The organism is Sphingobacterium micropteri (assembly GCF_014692515.1).
In the GTDB taxonomy this organism is placed as follows: Bacteria; Bacteroidota; Bacteroidia; order Sphingobacteriales; family Sphingobacteriaceae; genus Sphingobacterium; species Sphingobacterium micropteri.
Map to the genome: position 1 here is coordinate 131,995 of NZ_JACOIK010000007.1, position 15,636 is coordinate 147,630.

General features: G+C 39.9%; 20 protein-coding genes. 13 read left to right on the forward strand and 7 right to left on the reverse strand.

The window, feature by feature from the left end; genetic code table 11:
- Positions 1 to 12: 12 nt before the first annotated feature.
- The 3 genes from H8B06_RS10955 to H8B06_RS10965 are packed head-to-tail and all read left to right on the forward strand — an operon-like array spanning position 13 to position 2,260.
- The gene (locus H8B06_RS10955; RefSeq protein ID WP_190994327.1) at positions 13 to 1,200 is read left to right on the forward strand and encodes a M20 metallopeptidase family protein; all 1,188 of its coding nucleotides are present in this window, start codon (positions 13 to 15) and stop codon (positions 1,198 to 1,200) included.
- Between the two features lie 2 nt (positions 1,201 to 1,202).
- Entirely contained in the window at positions 1,203 to 1,766 is a 564-nt protein-coding gene (locus tag H8B06_RS10960) for a hypothetical protein (RefSeq protein WP_190994328.1), read from the forward strand.
- Between the two features lie 2 nt (positions 1,767 to 1,768).
- Positions 1,769 to 2,260, forward strand: a complete 492-nt coding sequence (locus H8B06_RS10965) for a GNAT family N-acetyltransferase (protein ID WP_190994329.1) — start codon at positions 1,769 to 1,771, stop codon at positions 2,258 to 2,260.
- Here H8B06_RS10965 and H8B06_RS10970 read toward each other — a convergent pair.
- Positions 2,249 to 3,559, reverse strand: coding sequence for a M20/M25/M40 family metallo-hydrolase (locus H8B06_RS10970; RefSeq protein ID WP_190994330.1), 1,311 nt, complete (start codon positions 3,557 to 3,559; stop codon positions 2,249 to 2,251). The genes H8B06_RS10965 and H8B06_RS10970 overlap by 12 nt on opposite strands.
- 159 nt (positions 3,560 to 3,718) lie before the next feature.
- On the opposite strand from H8B06_RS10970, the gene H8B06_RS10975 reads away from it, so the two are divergent.
- The 3 genes from H8B06_RS10975 (at position 3,719) to H8B06_RS20960 (ending at position 5,861) form a co-directional block, all read left to right on the forward strand.
- Positions 3,719 to 4,033, forward strand: coding sequence for a rhodanese-like domain-containing protein (locus tag H8B06_RS10975; RefSeq protein WP_130142190.1), 315 nt, complete (start codon positions 3,719 to 3,721; stop codon positions 4,031 to 4,033).
- A gap of 174 nt (positions 4,034 to 4,207) precedes the next feature.
- Positions 4,208 to 5,632: a Glu/Leu/Phe/Val family dehydrogenase gene (locus tag H8B06_RS10980; RefSeq protein WP_190994331.1), complete on the forward strand. Its 1,425-nt coding sequence runs from the start codon at positions 4,208 to 4,210 to the stop codon at positions 5,630 to 5,632.
- A gap of 16 nt (positions 5,633 to 5,648) precedes the next feature.
- Positions 5,649 to 5,861: a DUF6358 family protein gene (locus H8B06_RS20960; protein WP_223857619.1), complete on the forward strand. Its 213-nt coding sequence runs from the start codon at positions 5,649 to 5,651 to the stop codon at positions 5,859 to 5,861.
- Positions 5,862 to 5,907: 46 nt separating this feature from the next.
- On the opposite strand, the gene gcvT is transcribed toward H8B06_RS20960, so the two are convergent.
- The 4 genes from gcvT to H8B06_RS11000 form a co-directional block, all read right to left on the reverse strand.
- On the reverse strand, positions 5,908 to 6,990 hold the full coding sequence (gcvT, locus tag H8B06_RS10985; RefSeq protein ID WP_223857620.1) for a glycine cleavage system aminomethyltransferase GcvT: 1,083 nt from the start codon (positions 6,988 to 6,990) through the stop codon (positions 5,908 to 5,910).
- Positions 6,991 to 7,094: 104 nt separating this feature from the next.
- Entirely contained in the window at positions 7,095 to 7,772 is a 678-nt protein-coding gene (locus H8B06_RS10990) for a pseudouridine synthase (RefSeq protein ID WP_190994332.1), read from the reverse strand.
- Positions 7,773 to 8,144: a DUF4359 domain-containing protein gene (locus H8B06_RS10995; protein ID WP_190994333.1), complete on the reverse strand. Its 372-nt coding sequence runs from the start codon at positions 8,142 to 8,144 to the stop codon at positions 7,773 to 7,775.
- Between the two features lie 18 nt (positions 8,145 to 8,162).
- Positions 8,163 to 8,891, reverse strand: coding sequence for an SIMPL domain-containing protein (locus tag H8B06_RS11000; RefSeq protein WP_190994334.1), 729 nt, complete (start codon positions 8,889 to 8,891; stop codon positions 8,163 to 8,165).
- Positions 8,892 to 9,041: 150 nt separating this feature from the next.
- Between H8B06_RS11000 and H8B06_RS11005 the strand changes: the two genes are divergently transcribed.
- Entirely contained in the window at positions 9,042 to 9,233 is a 192-nt protein-coding gene (locus tag H8B06_RS11005; RefSeq protein WP_093364840.1) for a cold-shock protein, read from the forward strand.
- A gap of 113 nt (positions 9,234 to 9,346) precedes the next feature.
- Here the strand turns inward: H8B06_RS11005 and H8B06_RS11010 are convergent, their stop codons facing one another.
- Positions 9,347 to 9,793: a DUF805 domain-containing protein gene (locus H8B06_RS11010; RefSeq protein ID WP_190994335.1), complete on the reverse strand. Its 447-nt coding sequence runs from the start codon at positions 9,791 to 9,793 to the stop codon at positions 9,347 to 9,349.
- An 83-nt stretch (positions 9,794 to 9,876) separates the two neighbouring features.
- Positions 9,877 to 10,602, reverse strand: a complete 726-nt coding sequence (gene recO, locus H8B06_RS11015) for a DNA repair protein RecO (protein WP_190994336.1) — start codon at positions 10,600 to 10,602, stop codon at positions 9,877 to 9,879.
- 180 nt (positions 10,603 to 10,782) lie between these two features.
- Here recO and rpmB point away from each other — a divergent pair, with 180 nt between their 5' ends.
- From rpmB to bshC, 6 genes are all read left to right on the forward strand, one after another.
- A complete protein-coding gene (gene rpmB / locus H8B06_RS11020) occupies positions 10,783 to 11,016 on the forward strand; it encodes a 50S ribosomal protein L28 (RefSeq protein ID WP_190994337.1) in 234 nt (77 codons plus the stop codon).
- Positions 11,017 to 11,086: 70 nt separating this feature from the next.
- Positions 11,087 to 11,269: a 50S ribosomal protein L33 gene (gene rpmG, locus H8B06_RS11025; protein ID WP_002998409.1), complete on the forward strand. Its 183-nt coding sequence runs from the start codon at positions 11,087 to 11,089 to the stop codon at positions 11,267 to 11,269.
- 39 nt (positions 11,270 to 11,308) lie between these two features.
- The gene (locus tag H8B06_RS11030; protein WP_130142179.1) at positions 11,309 to 11,470 is read left to right on the forward strand and encodes a DUF4295 domain-containing protein; all 162 of its coding nucleotides are present in this window, start codon (positions 11,309 to 11,311) and stop codon (positions 11,468 to 11,470) included.
- A 110-nt stretch (positions 11,471 to 11,580) separates the two neighbouring features.
- Positions 11,581 to 12,543 (forward strand): signal recognition particle-docking protein FtsY, encoded by a 963-nt coding sequence (gene ftsY / locus H8B06_RS11035; RefSeq protein WP_130142178.1) that lies wholly within the window; start codon positions 11,581 to 11,583, stop codon positions 12,541 to 12,543.
- Positions 12,544 to 12,598: 55 nt separating this feature from the next.
- The gene (rimO, locus tag H8B06_RS11040) at positions 12,599 to 13,933 is read left to right on the forward strand and encodes a 30S ribosomal protein S12 methylthiotransferase RimO (protein WP_190994338.1); all 1,335 of its coding nucleotides are present in this window, start codon (positions 12,599 to 12,601) and stop codon (positions 13,931 to 13,933) included.
- Positions 13,934 to 14,046: 113 nt separating this feature from the next.
- Entirely contained in the window at positions 14,047 to 15,636 is a 1,590-nt protein-coding gene (gene bshC, locus H8B06_RS11045; RefSeq protein ID WP_190994339.1) for a bacillithiol biosynthesis cysteine-adding enzyme BshC, read from the forward strand.

The window sequence follows — 15,636 nt, forward strand, 5'->3', positions numbered from 1 at the left end:
AAAACCATATCCATGTTGAAAGAAAAGATAAAACAACTTGCGGAAAACTTCTTTGAAGAGACAGTAGGGTTTAGACGCCATTTGCATCAACATCCCGAACTCTCCTTTGAAGAACACCAAACATCTGCTTTTATCAAACAGCAGCTAGAGCGTTTGGGTATTCCATACTCGTCTATGGCAAATACCGGTGTGGTAGGACTGATTCATGGCGAGAAACCCTCGACTAAGGTATTAGCTCTTCGTGCGGATATGGATGCTCTCCCCATACAGGAGGTGGAGGGGCGCAGTTATGGTTCACAGAATTTTGGCGTTATGCACGCTTGTGGGCACGATGTGCATACCTCCTCGTTATTAGGAGTTGCATCGATATTACAATCCCTGAAAAGTGAATTTGGGGGTACAATAAAACTTATATTTCAACCTGGAGAAGAGCGTCTACCCGGCGGTGCTTCGATTATGATTAAAGAAGGCGTGTTGGAAAACCCAACTCCTGCCGGTATTATCGGGCAACATGTTATGCCGCTTATCGAGACGGGGAAAGTAGGTTTCCGTACGGGGAAATACATGGCTTCTAGCGATGAACTATATATGACCGTTCGGGGTAAAGGTGGTCACGGCGCGCATCCACACCAAAATATTGACCCGATTGCGATTACAGCACAAATTATTACGGCTCTTCAGCAAGTCGTAAGCCGGAATGCGGATCCAAGGATACCAACGGTTCTATCTTGGGGGAAAATAACCGGAAATGGTGCGACCAATGTGGTTCCCGATGCCGTATATCTGGAAGGTACGTTCCGTACGTTTGATGAAAAATGGCGGGCAGATGCCCATAAAAAGATGATTAAGATGGCAACTGGTATCGCGGAAAGTATGGGGGCTGTTTGTGATTTTGAAGTGCGAAAAGGTTATCCTTTTCTAATTAACGAGGAGAAAATAACAACGTCATCTCGCGCTTTTGCCGTGGAATATCTTGGTGAAGAAAATGTTGTTGAATTAGATATATGGCCGGCTGCCGAAGATTTCTCTTATTATTCGCAAGAAACCAATGCTTGTTTTTATCGATTGGGAACAGGAAATAAAGCCGCCGGTATTACGTCTGCAGTCCATACCCCGACCTTTGATGTCGATGAAAATGCACTGAAATTAAGTATAGGCTTGATGTCGTATATTACATTGCGGCAACTTGGCGAAAATTAAAAATGTCCTCACATCATATTATTAGAGAAGATCAAGAACCAGCTTTGATTGTTGCCTCTTATGAAGCGCTCGATGAAGAATATATTGGACAACTTCTAGAGTGGAGCCCTACGGTAATAGCCAATGATGACACCGTAGATTTTTTCTTAGCCGCTGACATTAAAGTGGATATAGTCTTCAGCAGGAAAGAAATAACATATCCGCAAGAACAAATTAAAAATATTCCGATTAAAAAAGGGATCATACCTGACGCTTTAGATTATCTTATCCACCACAATCACAAAGCCGTTAATATTGTTTGCGATGCGCCAGATGAAGCATTAAAAGCCTATTGTGCGGCAATTAACATTGTTGTGTTATCTCACGGGATGCGATATGTATACATTCGTCATCGCTATGAAAAATGGAAAGAAGCAGGTGCGCGTATTTCCGTTCCGGAAAACCATCTCAAATCGTTGGTCGGGCTTAAACATACAAGCCCTAATGGATTTATAACCGAACAGGATGGTTTTATGTATCTGGAATTTAATTCGGATGAATATGTTTGTATAGGCGAGGAGATTTAAAAATGTATACTATTCGAAAAGTAAGTAGGGAAGGAGCTGCGGTCATCCATCATTTAGGAACAGCCGTATACCATACGACATATACGGCTATTTTGAGTCGTGCACAAATCGACTTCATGTTACATAAAAATTATACCCCCGAAGCCATTCAACAAGCGATGGCAGAAGGACAGGATTTTTATATTATTTGTCAGCAAAAGATGCAACCGTTGGGATTTATCGCTCTTCAAAAAAAGAACAATGACATTTTGCGCATAGAAAAGCTTTACCTTTTGGCGGACAGTCAGGGATTGGGATTAGGAAAAAAGCTGATTGATTTTGCGGTGGACCAAGCAAAAGAACATGACTTTTCCATTGTTGAGTTGAATGTAAATAGAGGGAATAAGGCGTATCATTTCTACCTTAAACAGGGGTTTAAGGTTATATCGGAGGTGGATATACCTTACTATGGCTACATCCTCGATGACTATGTAATGCAACGATCAGTCCATTAACTTCTCCACGCGTGAAGGTGTTTGCTCTCCCGTAACGATTCCAACAACACCTTTGGCAATAGCTTCAATGCTGGATTTTATATTTTGAATAGCTAATGTTGAAAGCTCATCCTTCACGGTATGGTAATATTCGTCTTTATCAATCTGTGAAGTGGAGAAGGTATGTGCCGGAACACCTAATGCAGCTAAAACAGCGTTATCACTTCTATAAAAGAGATTCTGTGTGGGGTATGGATCTGGATGGAACGTAAACGCAGTTCCTTTTAGGTTTTCTTGCATCAATTCCGCTAGATTGGAATGATGATAGCCGGTTACGTACAACGTATTCGGTCCAAATTTTGAATCTTTACCAATCATCTCTATATTAACCATGGCGGTCACTTTATCGGCATCGATATTATTAGAAAAATATTTAGAACCAAACATGCCAATTTCTTCTGCTGTAAACGCAACAAAAATTAACGTACGCTCATTGATATTTTCTTTTTTGAAATGTTTCGCCAAGGCAATCATGGCCGTTGTGCCCGACGCATCATCATCTGCTCCATTGGCTATAGAATCTTGTCCTACGGCATCAATGATGCCAATGTGGTCATAATGCGCGGAGAAAACAACAAATTCGTCTGCCTTCGATTTTCCGGGTATGACGGCAGCCACATTGAACAGGGAAAAATCGTCGTGTAGTGTGTTTGCTTCTATTTCAAACCGTTTTGTATTCTTTTTCTTAACGGCAAATACTTTACTTGGGGTATGGGTTGTATTTGCTTGTTTGGGGATGACATTTTCACGCGAAAATATTTTTTTGAAACGGGCGAGCATAGGCGCAAATGATGGATCTACCCATACTAGAACAGGTTTGGGATTGTCGCGTACGATATCTCGAAAGCGGTCGGAAAAATCTTCTCCCGCACGGATTTCGAGAACCTCCATTTCGGACTCCTGGTTCCAGGATAGGGAGGGATTACTGTTTAAGATAATGAATTCGTCTGCAGTTAATGCATTTCCGTTGATCGTAATGGACTCACTTTTGGTAGAAACCTTCGTGACCTCAAATGTTTGACGGTAGGTATCTTCAGTATAGGGTTGTAAACCTGCCTGCCGGAATTCTTCCGCAATAAAATCGGCCGCACGCGCAATATCAGGACTTAATGCTGCTCTTCCCCGCATATCGTCGCTGGCAAGCGTAGAAATAATCCGTTCGACGTCTGCTGTTTCTACTACTTGTGCTTTTACTGCAAATAAGCAGACGGTAAATTGTAGAAAGAGCAGTAAAGACCACTGTAAAAATTTTTCTTTCATGATAGAACTCCACTATGTGTTCCTAAAAATAGTATATTTTCGCTATAAAATAGCCCTTGATAGCAGAGGAGAGCGAAAAAGTTTCATTTTATATTATGCATAATTAAATTGCATATAAAAATGAAATTATTTAGGTTTGATACAAGAAAATATAAAAACATGAAAGAAGTTACAGTTGAAGAACTCCAAGGAATGATAGATCGCAATGAGGATTTCCAGCTTATTGATGTACGGGAGCCTTTTGAATATGAAGTTTCTAATTTGAATGGACTCAATATCCCGTTGGCAGGAATTGTAATCGAGTCGGATAAGGTTTCAAAAGATAAACCAGTTATTATTCACTGTCGTAGTGGTAAACGTAGTGCGCAGGCCGTGATGTTGTTGGAACAACAAGGATTTGATAATTTATCTAATTTGGCAGGGGGTATATTAGCTTGGAAAGAAGATATTGATCCAGAAATGGATGTTTATTAATAAACAAAACTCTTAGCAGATATCGTTGTTTTTTATGTAATGGAAAACAAAAAGGGGCATGCCAACAAAAAATGTAAGTATTTGTTGCTATGCGCATTTTGTGCTTAACTCGACTAAAGTTTGTTAATTTTAATGTATAAAGCAGAACCAACATAGTATATAAATAACAACGTTATGGGGATAAAAAATGCAGCAAACAACACTTTTTTTGAAAGTGTTCAACGGAATTTTGATAAGGCCGCTCAATTTACGCGATTTGACCAAGGTATTCTCGCCCAGATTAAAGCCTGTAATTCTATACTTCGGGTAAAGTTTCCGGTTAAGATTGGAGACAGTATTGAAGTCATCGAAGCTTATCGGGTACAGCATTCACATCATAAACTACCCTGTAAAGGCGGCATTCGATTCAGTATGGAGGTAGACCAAGAAGAGGTAATGGCGTTAGCGGCATTGATGACGTATAAATGCGCGATTGTAAATGTTCCTTTTGGAGGAGGAAAGGGCGGAATAAAAATAGATTCGCGAAAATATTCCACTTTTGAGCTAGAGAAGATAACGCGCAGGTATACGTCTGAGCTATGCAAGAAGAACTTTATTGGTCCCGGTATCGATGTTCCGGCACCAGACTATGGTACGGGTGCTCGTGAAATGAGTTGGATTGTAGACACCTATTCTTCGCTTAATCCTAATAATATAGACGCTCAGGCCTGTGTTACCGGAAAACCGGTCTCACAGGGAGGGGTGCGCGGACGTACCGAAGCAACTGGTTTGGGCGTGTTTTTTGGTGTTCGTGAAGCTTGTTCTTTTCAGGATGATATGGATAAGTTGGGGCTTACGACGGGGATCGCCGGTAAACGGATCATTGTGCAGGGATTGGGCAATGTGGGATATCATGCTGCAAAATATTTTCAAGAAGCAGGCGCAAAACTCGTCGGCTTAATTGAATATAACGGAGCAATTTATGACGAAAATGGGCTGGATGTAGACCAAGTACAAACACATAGACAAAAAACAGGAGGTATTCTTAATTACCCTGGTGCTATTAATTTCTCTAATCCCGCAGAAGGGTTGGAGCAACCTTGTGATGTTTTGATTCCAGCAGCTTTAGAAAGCGTTATTCATAAAGATAATGCCGACCGGATCCAAGCAAAAATTATAGGAGAGGCGGCCAATGGGCCGTTGACCGCTGATGCAGATGAGATTCTCAACAAAAAAGACATTTTGGTAATCCCGGATATTTATCTGAATGCGGGAGGAGTAACGGTATCGTATTTCGAATGGTTGAAAAATCTGAGTCATGTACGCTACGGCCGTTTGGAAAAGCGCTTCGAAGAAAATATGTATAAGGAGTTGATTGATATTATTGAATCTACAACGGGAAAACGCGTTTCGGATCTAGAGCGTAAAACGATTTTGCGCGGGCCGGATGAAATTGATTTGGTGCATTCGGGACTCGAAGATACCATGATGGGATCCTATAGAGAGATTCGGGACATTTATAAAAATCGGGAAGGTGTAGAGGATTTGCGGACAGCTGCTTTTATCTGTGCTATCGACAAGATCGGAGTAGCTTATGAAGAATTGGGAATTTTCCCTTAACTAACATAAAAGTTTGATGACAAAATATTTTATTTTAAATATAGTTTTGAATCTTGCCATTGCATTTTTGGTTTACAGTGGCATCATGTCCTTCCAATCGGGGAACCATCTTTTTTTATTCATTTCTATAGCTTTGTTGGTGGTATTAATTTACCTGAAACTAGTCTTATTGAAAATCGTGAAAAGAAGTGTACGTGCGGGAACGCAGCAACCGAGGAAAAAAAAATAGAGACGCAGCACCCTGCGTCTCTATAGATATTATAATATGCATCTACCTATTTTATAAAAGGAGGGTTTTTCACAATAGCTTTTACGGATTGGTTTCGGATGGATATATATATATCCGTTCCTTCTTTAGCAAAAGCTTTTTCCACATAACCCAAGCCAATTGATTTCTTTAGTGTTGGCGATTGTGTACCCGATGTTACATGTCCGATTTTATTGCCTTCCACATCGACAATTTCATAATTATGACGAGGAATACCACGTTCCAACATTTCAAAACCTACTAACTTCTGAGCGGATCCACGTTCTTTTTCAGCTTTTAAATTTTCACTGTTTACAAAATCGCTGGTGAATTTTGTCACCCAACCCAGACCAGCGGCGAATGGAGATGTATTTTCGTCAATATCGTTTCCATACAAGCAGAAACCCATTTCCAAACGTAATGTATCGCGTGCGCCTAGACCAATAGGTTTAATACCGTATGCTTCACCTACTTTGAAGATAGCATCCCATATTTTTTTTGCGTCTGCATTGGCAACGTAGATTTCAAAACCGCCGGCACCTGTATAACCAGTCGCAGATATCAATACGTTGTCTACACCCGCGAATGTGCCTTTTTTAAAAGTGTAATACGCCATGTCTGCTAATTCAATATCGGTCAGCGATTGCAACGCTTCGGATGCTTTAGGACCCTGCACAGCAAATAAGGAGGTTTTATTGGAAATGTTTTTCATTTCCACATCATAGGTGTTGTATTTGCTAATCCAGTTCCAGTCTTTTTCTATATTGGATGCATTTACAACCAATAAATAAGTGTGTTCGTCGATGCGATAGGTTAAGAAATCGTCTACAATACCTCCTGTTTCATTGGGCATATAAGCGTATTGTATCTTCCCGTCGTACAATTTCGAAACGTCGTTGGATGATATTTTTTGAATTAACTCCATTGCTTTGTCACCTTTCAAGATAAACTCACCCATATGGCTGACGTCGAAGACACCAACCGCCGTGCGGACAGTTTCATGCTCATCGTTGATTCCTGAATATTGAACGGGCATGTTAAACCCTGCAAATGGCACCATTTTAGCACCAAGAGCGACATGGTACTCGGCTAACGCAACGTTTTTAATCATGATAATCTAAATTTTTCCAAAAATAGGCAAAAAAAGACCATTTATAACCTCCTTTGTTGTGCTATTTTAAACTTACGCAAACGATATACTCCATCGCTTGGAACCTAAAGCTTCAAAATTTGTTGCACACGAGCAAACTCCGGTAGTATGGGGGCTTCGATGTTAATTTCTTGCTGTGTCCGGGGATGCTTAAAGGTCAATTTTTGTGCATGGAGCATCATGGTATCCATAGCAAAACGTTCTTTCCAAAGCTTATTTTGCTTATTGCAACCGTGAGGTCTATCACCCAAAATAGGGTGGAAAATATGGGCAAGGTGTTTACGGATTTGGTGCATCCGACCCGTCTCTGGCCTAACTTCCAATAATGAGTAGCGAGAAGTGGCGTGTTTACCAAAAGGAAGATCAATCTCCGCTCGGGATAATGTCCGGTAGTGTGTAATCGCATCTTGTAAGGAATTGTTTTCCTTACGAAGGGGGTAATCAATTGTTCCTTGGTCATCAGTGTAACCTCGTACAATTGCCCAATATATTTTTGCTATATTTTTGTTAGCAAAGAGTTGTTGTGTCAGCGAGTCCATTTCCTTGTTTCGTGCGAAGAGCAGGATACCACCGGTCTTGCGATCTAAACGATGGGCAGGGTATACAGCTTGCTGTATCTGATCTCGGAGAAGTTGTAAGGCAAATTTGGAGGTATCCGCAGCAATAGACGATCGATGTACTAATAATCCATGTGGTTTATTAATAGCGATTAAATCTTCGTCTTCATGTAGAATGTCCAGCATTTATAGTCCCTCTTTTATCATCTTGACTATCTCGGCTGCTTTTTCGTCTATTTTAGGACTAAGCCAGATTGTGCCGAATGCTCCTCCACCAATTGTGTTTTCTTGGTGACCTACACGTATTTTTGTAACGGAAAAAAGATAGTAGTTTTCGACCTTTACATGGTTTTGCATGAATTGATCGATTAACGTATTTCCAAAAAGCTGGATACCAAAATCTACCACCTGTTCATTTTGCTTTCCTGCTTGCTGTTTAAGAAGCGTTATAGCTTTTTCTCTTACGATCTTTTCGTGCTGTTCCTGTTTGGGGTTGCTGAAGAAAGCGATAAGCATGAGTACAATCATGCTTATCGCAAATATTCTCGTTTTGCTCATATAGCGTACAAAGGTACATTATAAAAGTTCAAATACACCGTCGATGTTACAAGTGAGCTTGATTGGACGCACATTGATGTCGAGACTTCCGCCATCTGCCGAAGCGGCATCACTTGTTTCTGCTTTTGCTGACATCGCATACATACGTGGAGTTGGTAAAATATCGTTCCATCCAAATGAGCTGTTGTCATTGATGGCGAGTACTTTTCCAATCTTGTCGCCAGTTGCAGTAGCAATGATCTCGGCATTGGTACGAGCATCTTGTACGGCTTCTACTTTTAATTCTTTCTCAATTTGACGTTTCTGAGAGTGGTCATAACCGTTTATAGAAGTACTTTGTATACCTTTAGGATCCACTTGGTCAAGCATATTGTTTAAACCGTTTAGATTGGACACTTTTATCCTATATTGTTTCGCTTGTAGTAATTGCTTGTTTTCTTTTTTCTTTGAACTTTCATAGTTATAGCTATAGATGTTTTGGATGTTGAAATCTTCTTTTTTAACCCCGATAGCCGCCGCAGCATCATAGAGTTGTTTTTCCAGTGTTTCAATATTGACCTTATTTTTGGTATTGCCATCGACAAAGTATTCCCTTAATGAAACGGAAATATAAACAATATCAGGTGTGACTTCTTTTTCAGCATACCCCCTCGTGGAGACTCTCCGGCTGGATTCAAAATTATTCGTTTGTGCATTGGACATAGATACCATACAGATTGCTAAAATTAGACCGAGTATATTTTTCATCTTCTTTGTTTTTATTGTTACTAATACAAAATTGCATGCGTATTGTTTGACGATACAAGCTGCTTTTCGTTTAAAATTGAAAATAAATAAAGAGACATTAAAAATTAATGTCTACCTTTAGAACCAATACATTAATAATATAATACAATAATGCAAGAAGGTGTAGTAAAATTCTTTAATGAAACCAAAGGTTTCGGTTTCATTATCCCTAACTCTGGTGAGAGTGAAATTTTTGTTCACGTGTCAGGTTTGGTAGACAAAGTTCGTGAGAACGATCATGTATCTTACGAAGTAGAACAAGGCCGTAAAGGTCTTAATGCGGTAAATGTAAAGCTTATCTAATTTAGATTCAGATATATTTATTGTGAAGGGCTGTTTTCCGAAGAGGAAAGCAGCTTCTTTTTTTGGGATATAAAGCTAAAAAAGCCAGACGTATTTTTTAGTCTGGCTTTTCTTTATACGTTAGGATTGTTTGTAAATGGGTTATTTCCAGGTGTTGGTGGGAAATTACCAAATGGATTCGGATCATTGCCGCTTTCTTTCGGATCCGGACCAAATTCATTAGGCCCCTTATCGCCTTCTTTTATCATCAGATAAAGGTAATACAGGTTAACAATTGGAATAAAGGAAAAAATAATATACCAGGTGGGGCAGCCCGTATCATGTAACCTACGTACACCCACTGCTAGAGTAGGAATAAGTAATCCAAGAGAAACCAATCCCATAATACCGTATACCAATCCGCCCAAAATAGAGCTGATATAAGCAAGTATACCTCCTACGATGCTAAAGGCGACATAAATGAGCCAAACAAATAAAACGAACATCCAGAATTCTTTTCTGCGTGCCCGCCCATCGAAATTAGCATAGTTTTCTTTTAATGTTTTCAGAAACCAGTCCATAACCGTAAATTTTAAGTAAATAAGTAAACAAATCTTGTTTTTGCTGTTTTAAAAATAGCAATAAAAATGTTACATAGAAACATTTAGTTAAATATTTCTTCCAAGATGTATAAAGAATTTACTTGGCCGAAGTTTTCCGTGTGCAATCGATAAAACTCCAACAGTTTTTCGACAAGATATTTTCTGTCGCTCTTGTTCATTTTGATATGGTGCGATTCTTCGAAGTCCGTTTTTAGCAGGCGAAGGAAAATAGAGGTGTGTGGTTCCTGTAATACATGGCGATGTGCAGGAAGGCTATTGCTAAATACGCCCTCAATAAGATTAAAATAGGGATATTGCTGCTTATGGTGGTGCAGGGGTAAAAAACCGAGGAATCTACTTAGTTTAATGAGAAAGATCAGGTGGAAATTTGCTAAAGATTTTTTCGTTTCATCCAGCCATATAATCGATTGCTGTATGAAGTTAAAAAGAAAGGGGTCTGGCGATTGGTGACGGAGTACCTTATATAATATCTCATTCAGGAATAAAGCTATGGAGCCTTTGGTGATCTCTAGGGGTATTTCCTTTAATACAGGGCGTGGGTGAGCTTCTTTGATGCGTTGCAGCCCGCTACTCTCTTTATAATATACAACGAGATCCAGAAGATGTAAAGGTTGAAAGAGATTTACAGGGAGACGCGCTTTAAGTTTCCTTGCCCCGTTGATGAGGTAAGACTGCATACCAAATGTCTCTGTGAAAATATGGACAACAATGCTATTGTCGGCATAGTTGGTTGTTTTGAGCGCGATTCCCGGCGTTTTGTAAAGCATGTTGGGTTTAAAAGAACAAATATACAAAAGGTAAACTGTCTGTAACCAGAACATCATGTGAATTGTGGAAAACTTTAAAAAATATTATTTCATTGCTTGCAATTAACAAAAGAAATATGGATATTTGCAAACTCTTTGTGAAAAGAGCGATTGGAGAAACAACATTAAAAATCAAATATCATGTCAAGAATTTGTGATTTAACAGGCAAGGCGGCATTAACAGGGAATAACGTTTCACACTCAAACGTTAAAACGAAACGTAAGTTTTATCCTAATTTACAAACAAAGCGTTTTTATATCCCGGAAGAAGATCGTTGGATTATGCTAAAAGTATCTACTTCAGCAATCAAAACGATTAACAAAAAAGGAATTACAGCAGTAATCGATAAATTTATCAAAAAAGGATCTATTTAGTCGTTACCGCCTGTTATCAAAATATTCATGAAATCTGTCCGTCAGCTGGCGGATAAAATAAAGTAAAACAATGGCAAAAAAGGGAAATAGAGTACAAGTAATCTTAGAGTGTACTGAGCACAAAGAAAGTGGTCTTCCGGGAATGTCTCGCTATATCACCACAAAGAACAAGAAAAACACTACAGAGCGTTTAGAATTGAAAAAATTCAATCCTGTACTTAGAAAAGTAACTGTTCACAAAGAAATTAAGTAATTAACTGTAGAGCATTTGCTCTCTTAAAAATATAAGACAATGGCAAAGAAATCGGTTGCATCGTTACAAAAAGGAGGCGGTAAGGAATTTACTAAGGTTGTCGTAACTACTAAGTCTGCCAAAACGGGAGCTTATACCTTTAAAGAAGGTATGGTTCACAATGACAAGGTGAAAGAATTTGTAGCGGAAGCTGCAAAATAAGTTGCGTAATAGCTATACCTTTTTAAAGTTTTCTTTAAAAGATAAGATAAGCCGTTTTGGTATGTACCGAAAGGGCTTTTTTAGTATATTTACCTTTTACTTTTTTATCCATGGGATTATTTGATTTTTTTAAAAAGAAACAGGAAACAGTAGAAGCACAAGAAGCTTTAGATAAAGGTCTGGAAAAAACCAAAGAAGGTTTTTTTTCCAAAATAACCAAAGCCGTTGTCGGTAAATCCACCATCGATGATGAAGTTTTGGATAATCTCGAAGAGGTATTGGTCATGTCTGATGTTGGGGTAACGACTACGCTGAAGATCGTTGACCGTATCCAACAACGTGTTGCGCGCGATAAATACGTGGGCACAGAAGACTTAAATCGCTTACTCAAAGAAGAGATACAGGCACTGTTAGCGGAAAATAATAGCAACGATTTCGAAACATTTGAATATGGTGCACACAAACCTTATGTGATTATGGTCGTTGGTGTAAACGGTGTGGGAAAGACCACTACTATCGGTAAGTTAGCACATCAATTGAAAGAAGCTGGAAATAAGGTCGTATTGGGTGCGGCAGATACCTTCCGTGCAGCTGCTGTAGATCAGATTAAATTATGGGGTGAACGTGTTGATGTTCGTGTCGTAGCCCAACCAATGGGTTCAGATCCCGCGTCAGTTGCATTCGATACGGTTAAATCGGCAGTGGCAAACGGAGATGATGTAGCCATTATAGATACAGCTGGACGCCTGCACAATAAAGTTGGTCTGATGAATGAGTTGACCAAAATCAAAAATGTGATGCAGAAGGTCGTACCGGGTGCTCCACATGAAATACTACTTGTCTTGGATGCTTCAACAGGGCAAAATGCCATTGAGCAAGCTACTCAATTTACACAAGCGACCGACGTCAATGCCTTAGCACTAACAAAATTGGACGGTACGGCTAAAGGGGGCGTGGTTATCGGTATTTCCGATCAGTTTAAAATTCCAGTCAAATATATTGGTGTGGGCGAAAAGATTGGCGACTTGCAGTTGTTTAATAAGCGAGATTTCGTCGATTCATTGTTTAAATGATCGAACTCGGACTACACAGGTCATCGTTATATCTGTGTAATGCTAATGAATAGAAATGAGAACAAAAAATAGAAAGGTTGCTCCTCCAGTGAGTACGCCGAGAGTGAATGTCGTGACGTTAGGATGCTCTAAGAATATCCACGACTCTGAAGTATTGATGGGGCAGCTGAAGGGAAACCAAATGGAGGTTGTGCACGAAGCATCCAATATACAGGCAAATGATATTGTTGTTATTAATACCTGTGGGTTTATTGACAATGCAAAACAAGAATCTATTGATACCATTTTACAATATTCCGCATTAAAGGAGGAGGGAAAGATAAATAAGGTTATCGTAACGGGCTGTCTATCCGAACGATACAAGCCAGAACTTCAATCTGAAATTTCAAACGTTGACGCTTATTTTGGAACAAATGATCTGCCCGAATTGTTGACGACCATAGGAGCAGACTATCGACATGAACTATTAGGTGAGCGTCTGTTGTCCACTCCTTCCCATTTCTCTTATTTTAAAATTGCTGAAGGTTGTAATCGCCCTTGTTCTTTTTGTGCTATACCTTTGATGCGCGGTAAGCATGTGTCTAAATCTATTGATGATTTAGTGAAAGAGGCTAAATTTTTAGCGTCTAATGGAACGAAAGAATTAATACTCATTGCCCAGGACCTCACCTATTATGGGTTGGATATCTATGGAAAACGTAATTTGGCAGATTTGTTACGTTACTTATCTGATGTGGAAGGCATAGAATGGATTCGTTTGCAATATGCTTATCCATCCGGTTTTCCAATGGATATTTTGGATGCAATGAATGAGCGTTCGAATATCTGCAACTATTTGGATATGCCTTTACAGCATATTTCCGATTCTATGCTAAAATCGATGCGCCGTGGAACAACCAAGCAAAAGCAAATTGACCTGGTCAATCAAATTCGTGATAAAGTGCCCGATATCGCTTTGCGGACCACTTTAATCTGTGGTTATCCCGGGGAAACAGAACAGGATTATAACGAAATGTTGGAATGGGTGGAAGAGACTCGGTTTGACCGATTAGGTTGCTTTACGTATTCACATGAAGAAAAAACCCATGCCCATACCTTAACAGATGATGTGCCGCAACAGGAAAAGGAGTCACGCGTAGAGCAAATCATGGAGGTACAACAAGGCATTTCTTACGAGATTAATCAAGAAAAAATCGGACAAACATTTAAGGTGCTCGTGGATCGTGTGGATGGTAGTTACTTCATTGGCCGTACAGAGTACGATTCGCCAGAAGTGGATAACGAGGTGGTACTGGATGCAAAAACAGACTATGTCCGTATCGGTGATTTTGTGGAGGTAAAAGTAGAGCGGGCAGAGGATTTCGATCTGTATGGAAAAGTGATTAAATAGCCTTTCGTCAAACGTTTGCTATAATTTCGGTATCCCTATGGTGGCTTCGTGTAAAAATATGTAAATTGTCCGCTCAATCTGTAGACATTACGAGACGACACGAAAAAAGCTAGATGAAAGCAACATACATTGATTACAGTGATACGGGTAGTTTTTCGCAAACACTATTAGCGTATCTTGCCAACGATGAACAGTTAACATCCTTTTATGGGCAACAGCCAACCTTAGCCGGATTCAAACAACAGATAACCGAAAAGCAGAACTTCTCCCACAGGGAGTTATTAGCAACGACACTCCGCGAGCAATACGGCTCACTTCTAGTACATTCTCCTGCAGTTGAAGATAACATTAGGTTGTTAGAAGATAAAAAGACATTTACGGTTACGACCGGGCATCAACTGAATATATTCACGGGCCCGCTTTATTTTATCTTTAAAATTGTCACGGCTATCCGGTTGGCGAAAGATTTAAAAGAAGCCTATCCCGAATATTCGTTTGTGCCCGTCTATTGGATGGCAACAGAGGACCATGATTTTGCAGAAATCAATAATACGAAAGTATTCGGTAAGCGGATCATGTGGGATACGCCAGCCGTCTCTGCTACGGGACGTATGTCCACACATGATATTGCCGACACCGTAAAACAATATTGCGGGACGTTCGGGCTATCGGCCAACGCGGAGAAATTAAAATCGATAGTGGAGGATGCCTACTTGCAAAATCAATCACTAGCGGCAGCTACGCGGCACATGGTAAATGAGCTGTTTAAGCCATACGGACTGGTGATTGTTGATGCGGATAATACAGGCTTTAAGAAGGTTTTTGCGCCGATCATCGCGCAGGATATTTTTGAACAGCATAGCTTTAAAGCGATTGAAAATACTTCCGAAAGCCTCACGAAATTAGGTTATCATACCCAGGTGCATGCACGGGAAATCAACTTTTTTTACTTAACGGATGAATTTCGCGAGCGTATTGTGCGGACGGAAGATGGCCGGTTTGAAGTATTGCACCGTGATCTTTATTTTTCGGAAGAGGAGTTAAGGGCAGAGATAGCACAACATCCTGAACGATTTAGTCCGAATGTCGTGATGCGGCCCTTGTATCAGGAGCTTATCTTGCCAAATTTGGCATATATTGGTGGGGGGGCCGAGATCGTGTATTGGTTGCAATTGAAAGCTAACTTTGATCACTATCAAATTCCCTTTCCGATTCTTGTTCCACGTAATTCCGCAATGATTACAGATGATCAAATTGCGGGAAAGATTTTTCGGTTAGATTTGACATTCAAAAGTATATTTAAACCAACCGATGTATTAAAGAATGACTATGTTCGTCGGCAGACGAAACATCGGTTGAACTTGCGTGACGAGTGGATGGAATTTAATGCCATCTTCGGAAAGATTAAATTGCGGGCACATAAAATTGATCCGAGCTTGGGTCCAAGTACGGAGGCGGTAAAGGCACGTTTGAAAAAAGCGATTAATAATTTGGAAAAGAAGTTGCTGAAAGCCGATAAGCATAATCATGAAGATGCGCTTATACAGATAGAACGGGTGAAAGATAAACTGTTCCCCGGCGGGGGATTACAGGAACGGACGGAAAACTTTGCTTCCTTATATTTGAAACACGGGGATGATCTTATTGGAGATTTGGAAAAGTACTTCAATCCGCTGGATTTTAAATTTACAATTTTATATTGA